The organism is Bradyrhizobium sp. WSM4872 (assembly GCF_055811715.1).
The window spans coordinates 90,334-107,735 of record NZ_JBVVPT010000016.1 but is presented as its reverse complement, the minus strand read 5'-3'; the positions used below and the strand labels follow the sequence as shown (position 1 = coordinate 107,735).

Annotated in this window: 17 protein-coding genes; 14 read left to right on the top strand and 3 right to left on the bottom strand. The window is 63.4% G+C overall.

The annotated features are described in order from the left end of the window. Window positions 1–92: 92 nt before the first annotated feature. Window positions 93–1,757 (bottom strand): methyl-accepting chemotaxis protein, encoded by a 1,665-nt coding sequence (locus tag AC0L3C_RS21610; protein ID WP_473408921.1) that lies wholly within the window; start codon window positions 1,755–1,757, stop codon window positions 93–95. 317 nt (window positions 1,758–2,074) lie between these two features. Here AC0L3C_RS21610 and AC0L3C_RS21605 point away from each other — a divergent pair, with 317 nt between their 5' ends. From AC0L3C_RS21605 to AC0L3C_RS21585, 5 genes are all read left to right on the top strand, one after another. Continuing rightward, window positions 2,075–2,437, top strand: coding sequence for a nuclear transport factor 2 family protein (locus tag AC0L3C_RS21605; protein ID WP_473281049.1), 363 nt, complete (start codon window positions 2,075–2,077; stop codon window positions 2,435–2,437). 161 nt (window positions 2,438–2,598) lie between these two features. After that, window positions 2,599–3,003: a YciI family protein gene (locus AC0L3C_RS21600; protein WP_473408920.1), complete on the top strand. Its 405-nt coding sequence runs from the start codon at window positions 2,599–2,601 to the stop codon at window positions 3,001–3,003. A 38-nt stretch (window positions 3,004–3,041) separates the two neighbouring features. Beyond that, the gene (locus AC0L3C_RS21595; RefSeq protein ID WP_473408919.1) at window positions 3,042–3,404 is read left to right on the top strand and encodes a hypothetical protein; all 363 of its coding nucleotides are present in this window, start codon (window positions 3,042–3,044) and stop codon (window positions 3,402–3,404) included. 94 nt (window positions 3,405–3,498) lie between these two features. Beyond that, entirely contained in the window at window positions 3,499–4,239 is a 741-nt protein-coding gene (locus AC0L3C_RS21590) for a TetR/AcrR family transcriptional regulator (RefSeq protein WP_354102956.1), read from the top strand. 120 nt (window positions 4,240–4,359) lie between these two features. Further along, complete coding sequence (locus AC0L3C_RS21585; protein ID WP_007596323.1) at window positions 4,360–4,845, top strand: DUF2852 domain-containing protein; 486 nt, start codon at window positions 4,360–4,362, stop codon at window positions 4,843–4,845. A gap of 201 nt (window positions 4,846–5,046) precedes the next feature. Here AC0L3C_RS21585 and AC0L3C_RS21580 read toward each other — a convergent pair whose 3' ends face one another. Further along, window positions 5,047–6,210: an acyl-CoA desaturase gene (locus tag AC0L3C_RS21580; RefSeq protein ID WP_473265434.1), complete on the bottom strand. Its 1,164-nt coding sequence runs from the start codon at window positions 6,208–6,210 to the stop codon at window positions 5,047–5,049. 318 nt (window positions 6,211–6,528) lie between these two features. On the opposite strand from AC0L3C_RS21580, the gene AC0L3C_RS21575 reads away from it, so the two are divergent. Further along, entirely contained in the window at window positions 6,529–7,296 is a 768-nt protein-coding gene (locus tag AC0L3C_RS21575; RefSeq protein WP_473408918.1) for a serine acetyltransferase domain-containing protein, read from the top strand. A 35-nt stretch (window positions 7,297–7,331) separates the two neighbouring features. Here AC0L3C_RS21575 and AC0L3C_RS21570 read toward each other — a convergent pair whose 3' ends face one another. Next, a complete protein-coding gene (locus tag AC0L3C_RS21570) occupies window positions 7,332–7,850 on the bottom strand; it encodes a DUF2231 domain-containing protein (RefSeq protein WP_473408917.1) in 519 nt (172 codons plus the stop codon). Between the two features lie 423 nt (window positions 7,851–8,273). Here AC0L3C_RS21570 and tolQ point away from each other — a divergent pair, with 423 nt between their 5' ends. The 8 genes from tolQ to ybgF all read left to right on the top strand — a co-directional run bounded on the left by tolQ (window position 8,274) and on the right by ybgF (window position 17,333). Beyond that, on the top strand, window positions 8,274–8,990 hold the full coding sequence (gene tolQ / locus AC0L3C_RS21565; protein ID WP_007596319.1) for a protein TolQ: 717 nt from the start codon (window positions 8,274–8,276) through the stop codon (window positions 8,988–8,990). A gap of 43 nt (window positions 8,991–9,033) precedes the next feature. Then, entirely contained in the window at window positions 9,034–9,483 is a 450-nt protein-coding gene (gene tolR / locus AC0L3C_RS21560) for a protein TolR (protein ID WP_018453789.1), read from the top strand. Window positions 9,484–9,486: 3 nt separating this feature from the next. Further along, window positions 9,487–10,446, top strand: a complete 960-nt coding sequence (locus tag AC0L3C_RS21555; protein ID WP_473265427.1) for a protein TolA — start codon at window positions 9,487–9,489, stop codon at window positions 10,444–10,446. 41 nt (window positions 10,447–10,487) lie between these two features. After that, window positions 10,488–11,834, top strand: coding sequence for a Tol-Pal system beta propeller repeat protein TolB (gene tolB, locus AC0L3C_RS21550; RefSeq protein WP_473265557.1), 1,347 nt, complete (start codon window positions 10,488–10,490; stop codon window positions 11,832–11,834). 243 nt (window positions 11,835–12,077) lie between these two features. After that, complete coding sequence (locus AC0L3C_RS21545) at window positions 12,078–14,408, top strand: putative bifunctional diguanylate cyclase/phosphodiesterase (RefSeq protein WP_473281062.1); 2,331 nt, start codon at window positions 12,078–12,080, stop codon at window positions 14,406–14,408. Between the two features lie 162 nt (window positions 14,409–14,570). Next, window positions 14,571–15,335, top strand: a complete 765-nt coding sequence (locus tag AC0L3C_RS21540) for an N-acyl amino acid synthase FeeM domain-containing protein (RefSeq protein ID WP_473408916.1) — start codon at window positions 14,571–14,573, stop codon at window positions 15,333–15,335. Window positions 15,336–15,604: 269 nt separating this feature from the next. Further along, window positions 15,605–16,093 carry a peptidoglycan-associated lipoprotein Pal gene (gene pal, locus AC0L3C_RS21535; RefSeq protein ID WP_007596304.1) on the top strand — a complete coding sequence of 163 codons (489 nt, stop codon included), beginning with the start codon at window positions 15,605–15,607 and terminating at the stop codon, window positions 16,091–16,093. A 187-nt stretch (window positions 16,094–16,280) separates the two neighbouring features. Continuing rightward, on the top strand, window positions 16,281–17,333 hold the full coding sequence (gene ybgF / locus AC0L3C_RS21530; RefSeq protein WP_473265421.1) for a tol-pal system protein YbgF: 1,053 nt from the start codon (window positions 16,281–16,283) through the stop codon (window positions 17,331–17,333). The last annotated feature ends 69 nt before the right edge of the window (window positions 17,334–17,402 follow it).

Sequence of the window (17,402 nt, the reverse complement as noted above, 5' to 3'; positions counted from 1 at the left end):
GTCTCCCTACCACGAAAGCCGCGAGGAGGACGCGACAAAGTATCGCGCCTTTGGCTCTTCGAGGCTCTGCTTTTGCAGCCGCGCAAGGCGGCCTAAGCCAGCTCCGCCGTGGCGCGCTGCATGTTGGCCGACATGTCGGCCGTCACGATGCTCTGTTCCTCGACCGCGGCGGCGGTGGAGGCGATGAACTCGTTGACGCCGGCGATCGCGACCTTGATTGCGGTGAGCGAGCTTGCGACGTCGTCGGAGATGGTGTTCAGCGCGTCGATTTCGGATGTGATTGTGTCGGTCGCCTGCTTGGCCTGGTTGGCGAGGCTCTTCACCTCGGAGGCGACCACGGCGAAGCCGCGGCCGGCTTCGCCCGCGCGTGCCGATTCGATCGTGGCGTTGAGCGCGAGCAGGTTGATCTGGCCGGTGATGCCCGAGATCATCTCGACGATGCCGCTCATCGCCTGCGCCGCCGCGTTCAGCCGCTGCGCCTGGCCGTCGGCGGCCTCGACGCGGGTGGTCGCGACCTTCGAAGTCTCGCGCGACTTCGCCATGGTCGCGGAGATCTCGCGAATCGATGCACTCATCTCTTCGCTGCCGGCCGCGACCGCCTCGATCAAACCGCGCGCGTTGTCGGCCTTCTTGCGGCCGATCGCCTGCGCGGTGATGTCGGTGGCATATTTCACCACCTTGTAGGGTTTGCCGTTGAGGTCGAGGATCGGGTTATAGGACGCCTGGATCCAGATTTCGCGGCCGCCCTTGGCGATCCGCTTGTATTCGGCGGCCTGGTATTCACCGCGGTTGAGCGTCTCCCAGAACTGGCGGTAGGCCGCCGAATTCTTCTCGTTCGGCTCGACGAACATGGAGTGGTGCTGTCCCTTGATCTCGGCTAGCGAATACCCCATCGCGTTCAAAAAGTTCTCGTTGGCGGCGCGGATGGTGCCGTCCATGTTGAACTCGATCACCGCCTGCGATTTCTGGATCGCGGCGAGCTGCCCGTCATTGTCGGCCGCCTTCATCTTCTGCGCGGTGACGTCGGTCGCGAACTTCACCACCTTGAACGGCCTGCCGATCTCGTCGAGGATCGGGTTATAGGTCGCCAGAATCCAGATTTCGCGTCCGCCCTTGCCGATCCGCTTGTATTCGGCGGCCTCGAACTGGCCGCGGTTCAGCCGCGCCCAGAAGTCGGCATAGGCCGAGCTCGCGCGATCTTCCGGCGTCACGAACATGCTGTGGTGCTTGCCCTGGATCTCGTCGAGCGAGTAGCCCATCGCGCCGAGGAAATTCTCGTTGGCGGTGACGATGGTGCCGTCCATGTTGAATTCGATCACGGCTTGGGCACGGCCGATCGCGGCGATTTTGCCCGCGTCCTCCATGGTCCTCATCTTGTAAGCCGTGATGTCGGTTGCGAACTTGATGAAGCTCACCACCTTGCCGTTCTCGTCGCGCAGCGGCGCGTACGACGCATGGACCCAGACTTCCTTGCCGTTTTTGCCGAAGCGCCTGTATTGCGTGGTCTGGAACTCGCCGCGGTTCAGGCTGGCCCAGAAGTCGCGATAACGGGCGCTTTCGCGTTCAGTCGCGCTGACGAAGATGCTGTGATGCTTGCCCTTGATCTCCGAGAGCGTATAGCCGCTCATCTTGAGGAGATTTTCGTTGGCATCGAGAATGGTGCCGTCGAGGCCGAATTCGATCACGGCCTGGGACCGGTCGAGCGCCTCGACCTCCGCGACCGCGTGCCTGACTTTCTTGCTTTGGAAGTTGAACACGTAAGCTCCGCCTAATGCTGAGGGGCGAATCAGCCGGATCGTCATACCGTTTCGCTCAAGCTAAAAAGTTGCATGGGCTTCTTTAGCAACTGTAAACTCCTGCACGAGGCGGCGCCCGTTCTGTCTTTCGTACGCCTCGGCCATGTTGCTCAGGTTGCAAGTATTCTCGACTCATATGCACGGCGGAGTTCATAGAACGCGCCGTATTTATACGGGCGACCGCGTGCATTATTTTTCGCGTGGTTGCTGCCGGACGTGATGTCGGCGCGGCTGCGCCTCAATCGTCTTCAAGACGATGCTGATCACGGAACCGTTCGATGACTGACCCCGAACGCCTGATTCGAGACCTTTTCGCCGCCTATCTCGGCAACGACCCGCAACGGGTCGCCGACGCGTTGGCCGACGATTTCCGCTTCACCAGCCCGTTCGACGACGACCTCGACAAGGCGGCCTATTTCGAGCGTTGCTGGAGGGACACCGGCTGGATTGCGCGGCACGACATCGAGCGGATTTTCGTCCAAGGCGACCAGGCCTTCGTCACCTATCTCTGCTTGGCGACAGATGGCAGGAGCTTTCGCAACACCGAGTTCTTCACCTTCATCGGCGGTAAGGTTCGCCGCATCGAGGTTTATTTCGGCGCTGCCCGGCAGGACGGGCGTTTCCTGCCGCAGGCGCGCTAGCGCCAGCCAATAATCTCCAGAATAATTTTCGTCACCTGTCGGTTTCGTCAAGGTTCCTTCGTCTTGGAGGTAAGGGCGGGCGGCCCGAGCCGTCGCTCCCGTCCATCCGGAGTGGCGCCTCGCCGCGCAATCCGAACGACAAAAGCACGCAAGGAGTGCTCATGCGATTCATGATGCTGATGATCCCGCTCGGCTACGAGACCGCGGCGCCCGACGTTCAACTCGATCCCGAGCGGGTCGCAGCGATGATGCGCTACAACGAGGCGCTGAAGGACGCCGGCGTGCTGATCACGCTCGACGGCCTGCACCCGCCCTCGATGGGCGCGCGCGTCTCGTTTGCGACCGGCAAGCCCATCGTGACGGATGGTCCGTTCGCCGAGGCCAAGGAGGTCCTGGGCGGGTACTGGATGATCGAGGTTGCCTCGCGTGCCGAGGCGATCGCCTGGGCCAAGCGGTGTCCGGCCGCACCGAACGAAATCATCGAGATACGTCAGGTGCAGGAGATGAGCGACTTTCCGCCTGACGTGCAGGAGGCCGCCGCCGGTTTCGGCGACCTCAAGAAATAGCCGCAGCTTCGTCTATCCATCAGCAAAGGAGAGAACCGATGGGCACCGACACCTATCTCGCCGTTTTCCTCGGCAGCAAGACCAGCTCCAAATGGGCCGCTTGGAATGCGATGCCCGAGGCCGAGCGCAAGGCGAAGGAGCAGGAGGGCATGGCGGCCTGGAAGGGCTGGGTCGAAAAGCACCAGGGCGCGATCGAGGCTATGGGCGGCCCGCTCAGCAAGACCAAGAAGGTCGACGGCAAGGGCATGGCCGACATCGCCAACGAGATGGGCGCCTTCACCGTGGTGCGCGCGGCATCCCATGAAGCCGCGGCGAAGATGTTCGAGAACCACCCGCACTTCACGATCTTCCCCGGCGAACGCGTCGAGATCATGCCGGTGCTGCCGATCCCTGGCGGCTAGACTTCGGCGGCCGCCCCAGACCGGAAGAATACGGGTTAACCAAACCCGTCGCCGCTAGTGACCTTCCTGCCCAGCTCATGTAAAGGTCGTTCACATGAGCTGGCGCAAGGAGACGCGCCGCGCCGAGCGCGGCTATCACCACGGCAATCTGAAGGAAGCCCTCTTGCAGGCCGCCCTCGGACTGATCGCCGAGAAGGGCGCGGCCGGCTTCACCTTTGCCGATGCCGCGCGCATGGCTGGCGTCAGTGCCGCGGCACCGTACCGGCATTTTCGCGACCGTGAAGAACTGCTGTCCTCGATCGCGCAGCGTGGCTTCGAGCAGTTCGAAGCGCGCCTGACCGCGGCCTGGGACGACGGACGGCCCGACACCGTCACGGCGTTCGAGCGTGTCGGCAGGGCCTATCTCGCCTTCGCCCGCGAGGAGCCGGCGTTCTACAATGCGATGTTCGAATCGGGCGTGCCGGTGGATGCCAATCCGGCGCTACAGGCCGCTAGCGAGCGTGCTTTCAACGTCATTCGTGCCGCGGCGGAGCGGCTTGCCGCGCTGGCGCCGCCGGGCACGCCGCGGCCTCCGGCGATGATGATGGCGCTGCACATCTGGTCGATGGCGCATGGCGTGGCCTCGCTGTTCTCCCGCGGCGACGCCGCGCGTCGAAAGCTGCCGATGTCGCCGGACGAGCTGCTCGAAGCCGAGGTGCTGATCTATCTGCGCGGTCTCGGCTTCCCGACCGATCGCCGTCCCCCGGCGAAAAGCGCCGAGCCGCCGCCGGTGCCACCGGAGGCATCCTCCGGTTCGGGCGTGCCGCCCGGTGGTCCCTGGGGCAAGCCGAAATAAAGTTACCCAAATAATTCCCCCGCCCTGTTGGGCGGTCGGCTTGACAAAATCGCGGGATGATCTACCTATGTAAATGTTATTTACATTCACAACGGCGCTGATGCCGTCATGGAGAGGGAAATGGCCTACACCGCTGATGTCAATCGATGGCGCGGCCCTTCGGACCAACACTACGAGCGCCCCCACATGCTCAACACGCCCTGGCATCCCGGCTGGATCGCCGTGACCATCCTCGGCTTCATCATCTGGTGGCCGATCGGACTTGCCCTTCTCTTTTTCACACTCGGGAGCAGAAGAATGTCGTGCTGGAGCAACCAGGATCGCTGGCAGAACAAGATGGAGCGGATGCAGTACAAGATGGACCGTATGCGCGGCCGCATGGAGCGCCACGGTTTCGGCTTTGGCTTCGGCCCGCCCTCGAGTGGCAACCGCGCCTTTGACGAGTACCGCACCGAGACATTGCAGCGGCTCGAGGAAGAGCAGGTCGAGTTCAAGAACTTCCTCGACCGTCTGCGTCACGCCAAGGACAAGGAAGAGTTCGACCAGTTCATGGCGCAACACAAGACGCGCCCGACCCCGCCGCCGACCGACCAGCAGCAAGGTTGATCTCAAGGTTGATCTCAAGGTTGATCTCGGGACTGACGCCTCTCAAAGCCGTCAGGCGCATGCCCCCAAAGTCCTGATGGCCCCGAGCCGCCCGCCTGCGCAACACGCAGGCGGGCGGTTTGGTTTTGGGAATGCGCGTCAGACTGCCGCGACCGTCCGGATTTGCCTTGCTCTGGAAGTCTGGTCCAGAGAGAGACTTGGTCAGCGCGCCGTGGCGAGCTGCGCGCGAACCGACTCCAGGAAGTGTTCGTAGGCGTAGTCCACGATCTCGTTGAGTGATCGCGTTCGCGCGAACATCGCCTTGGCCTCGGTGAGAAACTCCTCGCGGGTCGGAATCTTCGGCAAATGCAGATGCGTCAGTGCATCGACGCCTTCGTGCGCGCGACTGAGGATGTCGTGCAGCGTCGGCAGTTGCAGCTGGGCCAAATCGGCTCGGCGGAGCGCCGAAGAGATCGCGTGCGCCAGGGTCTGCGCATCGAACCGTCCGGCGAGCTCGCGAGCGGCCCGGTTGATGACGCGTGCGCCGAGCGGCTGCTCGTTGCGCAGCACCTGCTCGGGCGGCGACTTCATGTTCCAGACGACGCCGAACCAGGACAGCACCTTCAGGATGTAATAGGTGACGTCGATTTCCCACCAGCGAAAACCTTGCCGCACGCTGCTCTGGTAGGCGTGGTGATTATTGTGCCAGCCCTCACCGAGGGTGAACAAGGCCAGCAGCCAATTGTTGCGGGAATCATCGCCGGTCACGTACCGCTTGCGTCCATGCACATGGGCGAGGGAGTTGATGCAGAAGGTCGCGTGATAGACCAGCACGGTGCTCCAGAGGAAGCCGACGACGAGACCGGACCATCCGCCAACCAGGAAGCAGAGCGCAGCCAGCGTGACGGCCGGCAGGAGTTCCAGGCGATGCAGCCACATCAGTTCCGGATACGCGGCGAAATCTCCGACCTTCACGAGGTCGGTGCCATCGTGCTCCCTGTAAAAAATCCAGCCGAGATGACTGTAGAGGAAGCCTCGATGACGCGGCGAATGCACGTCGTCCTCGGTATCGGAATGTAGGTGATGATGTCGATGCTTGGCCGCCCACCACAAAACGCTTTTCTGCGCGGTGCTTTGCGCAAGCCAGGCCAGGATGAACTGAAACACCCGGCCGGTCGCAAAAGCCCGATGGGAGAAATAGCGGTGATAGCCCGCTCCGATTGCAAACATGCGGACGACATAGAGTGAGGCGCAGATCGCGACGGCCTGCCAGGTAACGCCGGTCCAGATGGCTGCAATGCAGCCGAGATGGACCAGCAGGAACGGCAGGGCGGAGGGATACATGATGTCGTCGTGTTGGTCGTCGGCGGGGGCGTTGGGCGACATGTATTGGCGTGACCTTGGATGACAGGGATTCGAGTTTCGCTTCGGCAGCATTGAGGGCCGCTGTGTACGAAAAACCCGGCGATGGCGGACCACCGCGGGGTCTTGAACGAGATGCTTTGCCTGGACAACCCTGGCCCAAGGCGGCCGCACGCGGCAAAGTGAGGCCATAGCTTCGACCGCGAACTCGACGGACTATATATATGATCCAGGCTGCCTGGCGTGCAAGCTCGTAGCCTCACGGGGTGCGTGGCGCGCGGGCTGCCTACGGTCTATATCCGACAGTGAAAAGGAAGCGTCAAAATACCGCAGGCAGCAACGATGGCGGAAGCGGCGATGATGACGAGCGAAACCCTCTGGCAGAAGATCCGCGACGAGGCGCAGCGCGCAGCGGCAGCCGACCCCATATTCGGCAAGGCTCTTGTCAGTCTCATCCTCGCCCATGACGATTTTACCGCCGCACTGTCCGACCTGATCGGACGCCGGCTTGGCGACGGCGCGGCCGAACGCGAGCGCTTCACGATATTTTCCCGCGACGCCTTCAATGGCCAGCCGGATCTGATCGAGGCGGCCGGCCGCGACTTGCAAGCCATCGTTCTCCGCGACCCCGCCATCACCGGACTGTTGGCGCCGCTGCTGCATTTCAAGGGCTACGTCGCCTTGCAGGCCTGGCGCGTCTCGAACCGGCTCTGGCATCACGACCATCGCGACGCGGCGCTGCTGTTTCAGAACGAGGCGTCGAACGTCCTGCAGGTCAGCATTCATCCGGCGGCGAGCTTGGGATCATCGGTGTATCTCGACCACGCCACCGGCATCGTGATCGGTGCCGATGTGGTGATCGGCGACGAGGCCACCATCCTTCAGAACGTCAGCATCAGTCGTGGCACGGAACTGCCGGCGCGCTCGCCTCGCATTGGTCGCGGCGTGTTCATCGGCTCCGGCGCGACAATTCTCGGCAACGTCAGGATCGGCGATTTTGCAAAGGTCGGCGCCGACACCGTCCTGACGAGCGACGTGCCCCGGGGCTGCACCGCCGTTGGCAATCCGGCGCGGCTAACCAATTGCCCCGAACCCGCCTCGGCGGCCTGACTCGCGCTCACGTCATCAGGCGACGTGCTCCTCGTTCAGGCGGCGCGGCGGCGGCTCTCGCCGCCATGATGCGGGGTGACCGGTTCCGAACTGGTCTGGCACGGCGCGTCCAGCACCGCGACATGATGCCGGTAAACCATTTCCCAGCCCTTCCATCCCGTGAACAGGAGGATGCCGACCACGATCAGCGAGAGCACCACGCCCCACGGCTTGATCGCAGCCTCGGCGCCTTGCGTGTAGCGGAGGTAGAAATTGATCAGGGCCAGCACGACTGCCACGAGATTGCCGATCATGTGATACCAGGCGTCGTTGAGACCGCGGACGCGGGCGTCGCTGAAGAAGTCGGTGAATCCGGCCACGGCGGCAACGAGCGCCATGACGATGCCGGCGCCGATCAGCCACATGGCGGCTCTGGCCCAGAAGCCGTCACCGGTTCCGATGAAGGCGAGATCGGCGATGGGCGCGCCGACCAGGAAGGCGACGGGGAACGGGATGATCATGGGGTGGAGCGGATGATCGCCGACGGCGGCGGTCGTCTTGGGGTTGATGCTCATGGCAAAACCTCGCGAGAAGTGATTTTCCAGACAAATTTTCGGTCGAGGGCTGGTTCCCCCGCCGTGATGTCGGCAACTGCCGGGGCCGGCAGATTGCCAACCGCCAGCAACGCCTGGCTTTCCCGCAGCCAAATTCAGTCCCGGTAACCCCGAATTAACCATCGCCGGGCTCTGGTAATTGCGGACAATCGCGCCCAAAGCCCGAAGTATGAGCCTTGGGGTCGGGCCCATAGTTTTGACATCTTGGCAGGGAATGCAGGCGGCCGGCTTTGGACGAGCCCTGCACCCCAGAAAGACAAGGCTTTGAGCGGGCTTGCCGGCCGCGCCGGCTCTAGCGCGGCCATTGGGGAACCGGCGGCCATTTGCTGGCCGGGACATTAGGTCGGGACATTAGGTAACGATCGCCTTGAGAGGATACTGCTTATGAATCCGGCCGACGTGGCTCAGTCAGCCCTTCCGGTTGCCGCTTCCGCCGACGTGTCGCTGATCGCGCTGTTCTGGCAGGCTCACTGGATCGTGAAAGCGGTGATGCTGGGGCTTCTCGCCTGCTCGGTCTGGGTCTGGGCGATCGCCATCGACAAGATCTTCCTGTTTGCCCGCACCCGCCGCTCGATGGACCGTTTCGAGCAGGCTTTCTGGTCCGGCGAGTCGATAGAAGACCTGTACCGCACGCTCTCGGCCAAGCCGACGCATTCGATGGCCGCCTGCTTCGTCGCGGCGATGCGCGAGTGGAAGCGTTCGTTCGAGAGCCAGGCCCGCTCGGTCGCAGGCCTTCAGATGCGCATCGACAAGGTCATGAATGTCTCGATCGCCCGCGAGGTCGAGCGGCTGGAGCGCCGGCTGCTGGTGCTGGCCACCGTCGGCTCCGCAGGGCCCTTCGTCGGCCTGTTCGGCACCGTCTGGGGCATCATGTCGAGCTTCCAGTCGATCGCGGCGTCGAAAAATACCTCTCTGGCGGTGGTGGCCCCCGGCATCGCGGAGGCGCTGTTTGCGACCGCCGTCGGCCTTATCGCCGCCATTCCTGCCACTATTTTCTACAATAAGTTCACCTCCGAGGTGAACCGGCAGGCCCAGCGGCTCGAAGGCTTCGCCGATGAATTTTCAGCCATCCTGTCGCGCCAGATCGACGAGCGGGGCTGACGGACGGCATGTATAGTGTGAAGGGCAATTTGGGCACCAGACCATGGGCATGAACGTTGCGAGTTCGTCCGGAGGCGGTGGACGCCGTGGCCGGCGCAAGCCGGTCGTGGCCGAAATCAACGTCACGCCAATGGTGGACGTGATGCTGGTGCTGCTCATCATCTTCATGGTGTCGGCGCCGATGCTGACGGTCGGCGTGCCGCTCGACCTGCCGCAGACCCAGGCCAAGAGCCTCGAAAACAACGACCAGAAGCCGATCCAGATGTCGGTGGACATCAAGGGCAAGGTGTTCATCAACGACGCCGAGATCGCGATCAACGAACTGATCCCCAAACTGAAGGCGATCACGGACGCGCGCGGCGGCCTCGAGGAACGCATCTATCTGCGCGCCGACAAGAAGGCGGATTACGGGACGGTGGCCAAGGTCATGGGCCAGTTGTCCGGCGCAGGCTTTAAGAAGCTGGCGCTCGTCACGGAAGCGGATCAGGGGTAAACCGTGAAGGTGAAGGTCGACAAGACACTCGTTGCGTCGATTGCCCTCCACGTCCTCGTGCTGGGATGGGGGCTCGTCACCTTTAGCAGCAGGGCTTTCGTCGCGCCGGAAGAGTCGCTGCCGATCGACATCATCTCCACCGACCAACTCGCGCAGATGATGTCGGGGCAGAAGACCGGCGACAAGAAAGAGCCGAAGCCGAAGGTCGAGAAGATTGCGGAAGCCAAGCCCGAGGAAGACGCCGTCGGCAAGGTCACCGAGAAGAAAGAGCTGATCAAGACCAACTCGACGCCCGAGCCGCCGCCCAAGCCCGTGGAGAAGCCGGTCGAGAAAAAGCCAGAGCCGCCCAAGCCCGTCGCCGAGGCGAAGCCGAAGGAAGAGCCGAAGCCACCAGAAAAGAAGCCTGATCTGGCCAAGGAAGATCCGATCGCCGAACTGCAGAAAAAGCTGGAAACCAAGAAGCCGCCGCCCAAGCCGCCGGAGCAAAAGGTCGCGGCGGTGCAGCCGCAGCAGCTGCCGAAGCCCAAGGAGCGCAGCTTCGATCCCGCGCAGATCCAGCGCGATCTCGACAAGCGCGCGGCGACCAGGCACGAACTGGCCGGCTCGACGCTGAATGCGTCGGCTTCGCTGGGATCGACGAGTGGAACGGCCGCCAACAATATTGCGACCTGGCGGGGGGCGTTCCAGGGGGCGGTGAAGCGCTGCTTCACGCCGACCTATAACGGGCAGGATGCAGATCAATACGAAGCCGACATCGACATTCCCATGAAGATCGACGGATCGCTCGCGTCCGAGCCGATCGTCGTCGCGGTGAGGGGACCGTCGCGGTCGATCGCACAGGCGGTGGCGGAGAGTGCCAGGCGCGCCATCGTGCAGTGTCAGGTCTATTCGTTCATGCCGAAGCAGCAATACGAGAGCTGGAAACTCATTCCGATGACTTTCGGCCTGAAAGACATGTTGTGACATCCGAACAAAAGAATTTTGCGATGAATGACGTTCGATCGATGAACCGCCGCCGCTTCATGACCCTGACCGGATCGACACTCGCGATGCTGGGGGGCGGACAGGCCTTCGCCCAGCAGGCGCAGGGACGGCTCCGCATCGACCCCACCGAGTTTCGGCCAATCCCCATTGCGATCACCAATTTCGTGCCGGGCTCGCCTGCCGACGGTGACGTCGGCAACGGCGTCACCCAGGTCATCACCAACAATCTGAAGCGCTCGGGCCTGTTCGCGCCGGTCGACCAGGCCGCCTTCATCGAGCGCATCAGCAACATTGACGTCGCGCCGCAATTCGAGAACTGGAAGACCCTCAACGCGCAGGCCCTCGTCACCGGCCGCATGACGCGGCAGCCGGACGGCCGCCTCAAGGCCGAATTCCGCTTGTGGGATGTGGTCACCGGCCAACAGCTCGCCGGCCAGCAATATTTCACCTCGCCGGAATATTGGCGCCGCATCGCCCACATCATCTCCGACCAGATCTATGAGAAGCTCACCGGCGAGAAGGGCTATTTCGACAGCCGCGTGGTGTTCGTCGACGAGACCGGGCCGAAGGAGCGTCGCGTCAAGCGGCTCGCGATGATGGATCAGGACGGCGCCAATGTGCGCTATCTGACCCGCGGTTCCGACCTCGTGCTGACGCCGCGCTTCTCGCCGAACTCGCAAGAGATCACCTACATGGAGTTTGGCCAGGGCGATCCGAAGGTCTACCTGTTCAACATCGAGACCGGCCAACGCGAGATCGTCGGCAACTTTCCGGGCATGACCTTTGCCCCGAGGTTCTCGCCGGACGGCCAGCGCGTCATCATGAGCCTGCAGCAGGGCGGCAATTCCAACCTGTTCGTGATGGATCTGCGCTCGCGCTCGACTACGCGCCTCACCGACACGCCCGCGATCGACACCTCTCCGTCCTACTCCCCGGACGGCACCCGCATCTGCTTCGAGTCCGATCGCGGCGGCAGATCGCAGATCTATGTCATGGCCGCAGGCGGCGGAGCGGCGCAGCGCATCTCCTTCTCCAAGGATGACAACAACGCCACCTATTCGACGCCGGTGTGGTCGCCGCGGGGCGATTACATCGCCTTCACCAGGCAAGGCGGCGGGCAGTTCTCGATCGGCGTGATGAAGCCGGACGGCTCCGGCGAACGGCTTCTCACCTCCGGCTATCACAACGAAGGCCCGACCTTCTCGCCGAACGGCCGCGTGCTGATGTTCTTCCGCGATCCCGGCGGCAGCGGCGGGCCGTCGCTGTTCTCCGTCGACATCTCGGGCCGCAATGAGCTGAAGGTGCCGACGCCGGGCTTCGCCTCCGACCCGGCATGGTCACCGCTCTTGTCCTCGACATCGGGCTAGCCGCCCGTCCTCGGTGCGCGATGATTTGACCGCGCGCCTTTTTCGAAAACTTGGCGCGATGTTTCCCCGCGATAATTGTTCTTTAAGGTTGCACTCGGCAAACTTTTCCCATGGGTTTGTTTCTATTGATGTATTTCGACTATTGTCCACTCAAAACAACTCGACTTTAACGATGTTCCCTCAGAAAGACTTCATACCGGATCGGTAAAACTGCGCTCCAGACAGGACGCGCGTAAACACCAGATGCAGTTTGCAAGTCAGAGCGGAGAGCCGGAACAGCGGCCGCCGAAAACTTCGGCGGCGCAAATCGATTCGCTGTTCGAAGCGCCTGGTCCGCTGCTGGCAGGACTCATTTTCGTATCGATCGGCGCGGCCCTGACCGCGCTGAGGACGGGCGAGCCGCTGATCTGGGCGTGCGTCGCACTTCTTGTGCTGGCCGGGACCGCGCGGGCGATCGACCTGCGCCTCTATCAGGCACGTCATGCGGTCATGACCGTCGAGGCGGCGGCACGCTGGCAGAAGCGCTATCAGATCGGGGCAAAGATCCAGGCGGCTGCGATCGGCATCTGGTGCGCCACGGCCCTGTTGGCCACGGACGACGCCGTGGCCCACATGATCGCCTTGTCGGTCACCACCGGAATCGCGGCGGGCGGCGCGGGCAGAGCATATGGCCGGCCTGCGATCTTCCACCTCCAGGCCGTGCTGATTTTCGGCCCGGCCGTGCTTGCCTTGGCGCTGCGTGGAACGCCCTACTACATCGCAATGGCGCTGGTCAGCGCCGCGTTCCTGATGGCGATCATGCAGCTCTCGGTGAATCTGCACCGCATCTTCATGGGAGCGGTCGTGGCACGGGAGCGTGAAGCCGCGCTTGCCGGCCAGTTCGATACGGCGCTGAACAACATGCCGCACGGCCTCTGCATGTTCCGCGTCGACGGACAGCTGGCGGTCATGAACCACCGCTTCGGCGCAATGATGAATCTGCCGGAAGGTCTGGCGCAACGCGGCGTCAACGCGCGTGACATCGTCGCGGCGTGCGTCAGCGCCGGATCCATCTCGGCTGGAAGCGGCGAGCGGATCGTCACCGACATCGAGAGTTCGCAAGCCAAGGAGATCATCACCGCCGATCCCGATACGCAGCGAAACCGGTCGTTGTCCTGGACTGTCCAGCCGATGGCTGACGGTGGCGCCGTGGTGCTGCTCGAGGACATTACCGACCGTCGCAGCGCCGAAGCCAAGATTACGCATCTGGCGCGCTACGATGACCTCACCGCGCTGCCCAACCGCGTTCATTTCCGCGACGAGATCGAAAGGCTGCTGGCGATCTCGCACGGCGCCGAGCGCCTGTCCGCGCTGCTGTTCGTCGACCTCGACCAGTTCAAGCAGGTCAACGACACGCTCGGTCATCCCTGCGGCGACCAGCTCTTGTGCGCGGTCGCCAACCGTCTGCGCGAGATGCTGCGCCCCGAGGATTTCGTGGCCCGCTTCGGCGGTGACGAATTCGTCGTGTTCCAGGAGAACATCTCCTCGCCCGAGGACGCCGCTGCGCTGGCGCGCCGGATCGTCGAACGGCTGAGCGAGCGCTACCGCATCGACAATCATCTGGTCGAGATCGGCGCCAGCGTCGGCATCGCGTTGACCTCTCCGGAGGGCGTCAGCGCGGACACGCTGCTCAAGAACGCCGACATGGCGCTGTACCGGGCCAAGGCCGACGGCCGCGGCACCTTCTGCTTCTTCCGCGACGAGATGGCGGCGACCGTCGAAGCGCGCCGCATCCTCGAGCTCGACCTGCGCAAGGCGCTGGCCAACGAGGAATTCGAGCTGTTCTACCAGCCGCTGGTCAATCTCAAGTCCGGCAAGATCACGACGTGCGAGGCGCTGCTGCGCTGGAATCATCCGGTGCGCGGCACGGTCTCGCCGGTCGACATCATCCCGGTCGCCGAGGACATGGGGCTGATCGTCGATCTCGGCCGCTGGATCCTGCGCCGCGCCTGCATGGAATGCATGAAATGGCCGGAGGGCGTCAGCGTCGCCGTCAACTTCTCGCCGCAGCAATTCCACCAGCGCGACGTCTTGAGCGAAATTCGCTACGCGCTCGAGGTTTCGGGGCTCCCGGCGCATCGGCTGGAGATCGAGATCACCGAATCCTCGCTGTTGCGCAACACCCAGCTCACGCACGACATCCTGTCGCAATTGCATGCGATCGGCGTGCGCATTTCGCTGGATGATTTCGGCACCGGCTATTCGAGCCTCAGCTACCTGCACAATTTCCCGATGCAGAAGGTGAAGATCGACCGCTCCTTCCTCGAAGGCATCGATGCCGACCGGCCGCTGACGCTGCTGCGCGGCGTGGCGCGGCTGTCGGCCGATCTCGGCATGGCCGTCGTGGTCGAGGGCATCGAGACCAATGATCAGCTCGAGCTGATCAGCGCCGACGGCACCGTGACCGAAGGGCAGGGCTATCTGTTCAGCCGGCCGGTGCCGGCAGTCCGGATTCGCCAATTGCTCAATGCCTCGCATGGCCGTCGCGGGGCTGAGGACCAGATCGTCATGGTGTCCTCCCGATCGATCGCCTGATCTTTCTCTGCCTCGCTCCTTCAACGCAGTTAGCCCTCATTTGCCCGTGTTTTTGCGGGCCGCAAAGGTTAACCCTAACGTTTCTAAGCCTTTGCAATTCCGTTAATGAACCATTAATCTCGTCACACTCGCAGAAGTTGCTTTGGAGTGTAGGGGTACTGGATGACGTCTGGAGCTGAACCGCAAACGGTGCTCCTTCCGCGGGGAGCCGCTCTGTTTGACCGAATCGATTACCGCCTAATCGAAACTCCCGAGGACCGAGACAACCTCTATCTGATGCGGTATCGGGCCTATCTGCACGCCGGACTGATCGAGCCGTCGGAGTCGCGGCGTGTGACCGATCGCTTCGACGATGCGCCCAACACCTGGAATTTCGGGGTCTATGTCGATGGAGAGCTCTGCAGCTCCGTTCGCATTCACGTCCTGACGTCCGACTGGCGGATGTCCTACACGACCGAAGTGTTTGCCGACGTTCTGCATCCCCGCCTCGACCGCGGCGAAGTTCTCATCGATCCATGCCGGTTTGTTGCCGATCCCGAAAAGCACCAGCGTTTTCCGGAACTGCCCTATCTGACGGTGCGGCTGGCTTTTGTGGCTTGCGATCATTTCAACGCCGATACCGGGCTGGCCATGATCCGGACCGATCATCAGGCGTTCTATCGTCGCGTCTTCCTGCACGAGACCATTTCACCGGAGCCGCGCGGGTTTCCGGGCTGGCCCACCAAGAAGGCCGTGCTGATGGCGTCCGATTTCCGGAACCAGCGGGAAAAGGTCCTGACGCGCTTTCCGATCATGCGCTCCAGCGCTTTTGAGCGGCGCATGTTGTTTCAACGCAGCAGCCCGCGCCACGCGGCCCCGCGCCCGGTGTCGCTGGCCACGCAGCGGACCCCGGATGTCGCCGCCTCGGCAACGGGTTCTGCCCGCTAGGCCCAGGGTCTGGCGCCAAGGTCTGGCCCCGGGGTCTCCACGCGACGAGCCTAAAATTCCAGCAAAGCCCGCGGTTTTTGCCGTCGGCGCGGCTTGCCTTCACCATCGCGCCACATTTACAACCCATTAACCATGACGGTTGCTTTTCGCTGGTTGGGGGCATTTGACCGGCTGTGGCAAGGTTCCATCAAGGTTGACGGAACGTTCGCTTAACCAACCCCCTGTAGACCGGACAGCAGTGGACGAAACGTGAGCGTGGAGGCTCCGGAATGAAACATCCTATGCGCATCCTCCAGGGATTGAAGCTGGCCGCGGTGCTTGCCGTCGCGTTGTCGATGGGGGCCTGCGCCAACAAGAACGCTGCCACGGATGCGATGGCCAACGCGGCGACGCCGGGCAGCCAGCAAGACTTCGTCGTCAATGTCGGCGACCGCGTGTTCTTCGAAAGCGACCAGACCGATCTGACCCCGCAGGCGATCGTGACCCTGGAGAAGCAGGCGCAGTGGCTCCAGAGCTATCCGCGCTACAGCTTCACGGTCGAAGGTCATGCCGACGAACGCGGCACCCGCGAATACAACATCGCGCTCGGCGCCCGCCGCGCCCAGTCGGTGCGTTCGTTCCTCGCCTCGCGCGGCATCGATCCGAACCGCATGCGCACGATCTCGTACGGCAAGGAGCGGCCGGTGGCCGTTTGCAACGACATCTCCTGCTGGTCGCAGAACCGCCGCGCCGTCACCGTGCTGAACGCGAGCTCCTGACGACCGGTCAGGCGCCGTTCATCTTCAGAAACCGATTATGCCGGCGCCCTCTCGGGCGCCGGTTTCGTTTCAGCGATCTGTGACAGAAACCCGTTTGTTACAGTCACAGTTTTGGCGTACTCCCCTTCAATGTGTGGCGCGTCGAATGTTCGGTCGCAGGCCATTTCGCTTTCGTCGTCAGGGCAAGATGTCATCCAGATTCAAGGTCTTCACCGGCACCGTGGCGATCGCCGCGCTGCTCTCGTTGTGCTCGCCCGCCCTCGCACAATCGGACGATGCAGATCCCGAGATGCGGATCGAGCGGCTGGAGAACCAATTGCGCCAGCTCACGGGCCAGAACGAAGAGCTGCAATATCGCAACCGCCAGCTCGAAGAGCGGCTGCGAGCGCTCGAGGGCGGCGCGCAAGCTGCGCCCGGCCAGACGCCGGTCCAACCCAATGTCGCGGCCATGCCGCCCGCGCAAGCCGCGCCGGCCTATCGCCAGCCGCCGCACCAGCAAGCGGCCCAGCCGAATTACGAACAGCCGCAGATCGCCTCTCCGGCGCCGATCGTTCAGGAGCAGCCTGCGCCCGGCGCGCCCGGCATACGCCGCCGCGGCGATGCCTTCGACCCGAACCAGAGCCCGAATGCGCCGGGTGCGCCGCGCGCGCTCGGCGGCGGGCAGCAACCGATGCCTGCAGGTGCCCCGAGCGCCGCGCCCGGCGGCCGTGGCGCCGGCGAACCGCTCGATCTCGCCAACACCGGTCCGCGCTACCAGCAAGGGGTGCCGCCGGCAGCGCAGCCCGGTTATCCGCCGGCCCAATCCGGCTCTCCCGCGCCGGCAGGCGCCCCGGCGCTGACGACCCTGCCGCCCTCGGCCACGCCGCGCGACGAATTCGACCTCGGCATCGGCTACATGCAGCGCAAGGACTATGCGCTGGCCGAGCAGACCATGAAGAATTTCTCGCAGAAATATCCGAGCGACCCGCTGCTCGGCGACGCGCAATACTGGCTCGGCGAGAGCTATTTCCAGCGCCAGCAATATCGCGACTCCGCGGAAGCCTTCCTCGCCGTCACCACCAAATACGACAAATCCGCCAAGGCGCCGGATGCCCTGCTGCGGCTCGGCCAGTCGCTGGCCGCGTTGAAGGAGAAGGAGGCGGCGTGCGCCGCCTTCGGCGAAGTCGGCCGCAAATATCCGCGCGCTTCCGCCGGCGTCAAAGCCGCGGTCGACCGCGAGCAGAAGCGGGTGAAGTGCTGACCCGCGGCGATTGATCCTGACAAGATTGATGGCGCTGCGCTAAACAGTCGGTCCATCCGCGGACGATTG

What these genes read in the sequence shown, in the direction of transcription:
- AC0L3C_RS21595 (WP_473408919.1), top strand. Translation starts at nt 3,042, where the DNA reads ATGGGCACCGACACCTATCTCGCCGTTTTCCTCGGCAGCAAGACCAGC.
- AC0L3C_RS21570 (WP_473408917.1), bottom strand. Translation starts at nt 7,850, where the DNA reads ATGAGCATCAACCCCAAGACGACCGCCGCCGTCGGCGATCATCCGCTC.
- AC0L3C_RS21585 (WP_007596323.1), top strand. Translation starts at nt 4,360, where the DNA reads ATGGCCTACACCGCTGATGTCAATCGATGGCGCGGCCCTTCGGACCAA.
- tolQ (WP_007596319.1), top strand. Translation starts at nt 8,274, where the DNA reads ATGAATCCGGCCGACGTGGCTCAGTCAGCCCTTCCGGTTGCCGCTTCC.
- AC0L3C_RS21605 (WP_473281049.1), top strand. Translation starts at nt 2,075, where the DNA reads ATGACTGACCCCGAACGCCTGATTCGAGACCTTTTCGCCGCCTATCTC.
- tolB (WP_473265557.1), top strand. Translation starts at nt 10,488, where the DNA reads ATGAACCGCCGCCGCTTCATGACCCTGACCGGATCGACACTCGCGATG.
- AC0L3C_RS21580 (WP_473265434.1), bottom strand. Translation starts at nt 6,210, where the DNA reads ATGTCGCCCAACGCCCCCGCCGACGACCAACACGACGACATCATGTAT.
- AC0L3C_RS21590 (WP_354102956.1), top strand. Translation starts at nt 3,499, where the DNA reads ATGAGCTGGCGCAAGGAGACGCGCCGCGCCGAGCGCGGCTATCACCAC.
- AC0L3C_RS21545 (WP_473281062.1), top strand. Translation starts at nt 12,078, where the DNA reads ATGCAGTTTGCAAGTCAGAGCGGAGAGCCGGAACAGCGGCCGCCGAAA.
- tolR (WP_018453789.1), top strand. Translation starts at nt 9,034, where the DNA reads ATGGGCATGAACGTTGCGAGTTCGTCCGGAGGCGGTGGACGCCGTGGC.
- ybgF (WP_473265421.1), top strand. Translation starts at nt 16,281, where the DNA reads ATGTCATCCAGATTCAAGGTCTTCACCGGCACCGTGGCGATCGCCGCG.
- AC0L3C_RS21540 (WP_473408916.1), top strand. Translation starts at nt 14,571, where the DNA reads ATGACGTCTGGAGCTGAACCGCAAACGGTGCTCCTTCCGCGGGGAGCC.
- AC0L3C_RS21600 (WP_473408920.1), top strand. Translation starts at nt 2,599, where the DNA reads ATGCGATTCATGATGCTGATGATCCCGCTCGGCTACGAGACCGCGGCG.
- pal (WP_007596304.1), top strand. Translation starts at nt 15,605, where the DNA reads ATGAAACATCCTATGCGCATCCTCCAGGGATTGAAGCTGGCCGCGGTG.
- AC0L3C_RS21575 (WP_473408918.1), top strand. Translation starts at nt 6,529, where the DNA reads ATGGCGGAAGCGGCGATGATGACGAGCGAAACCCTCTGGCAGAAGATC.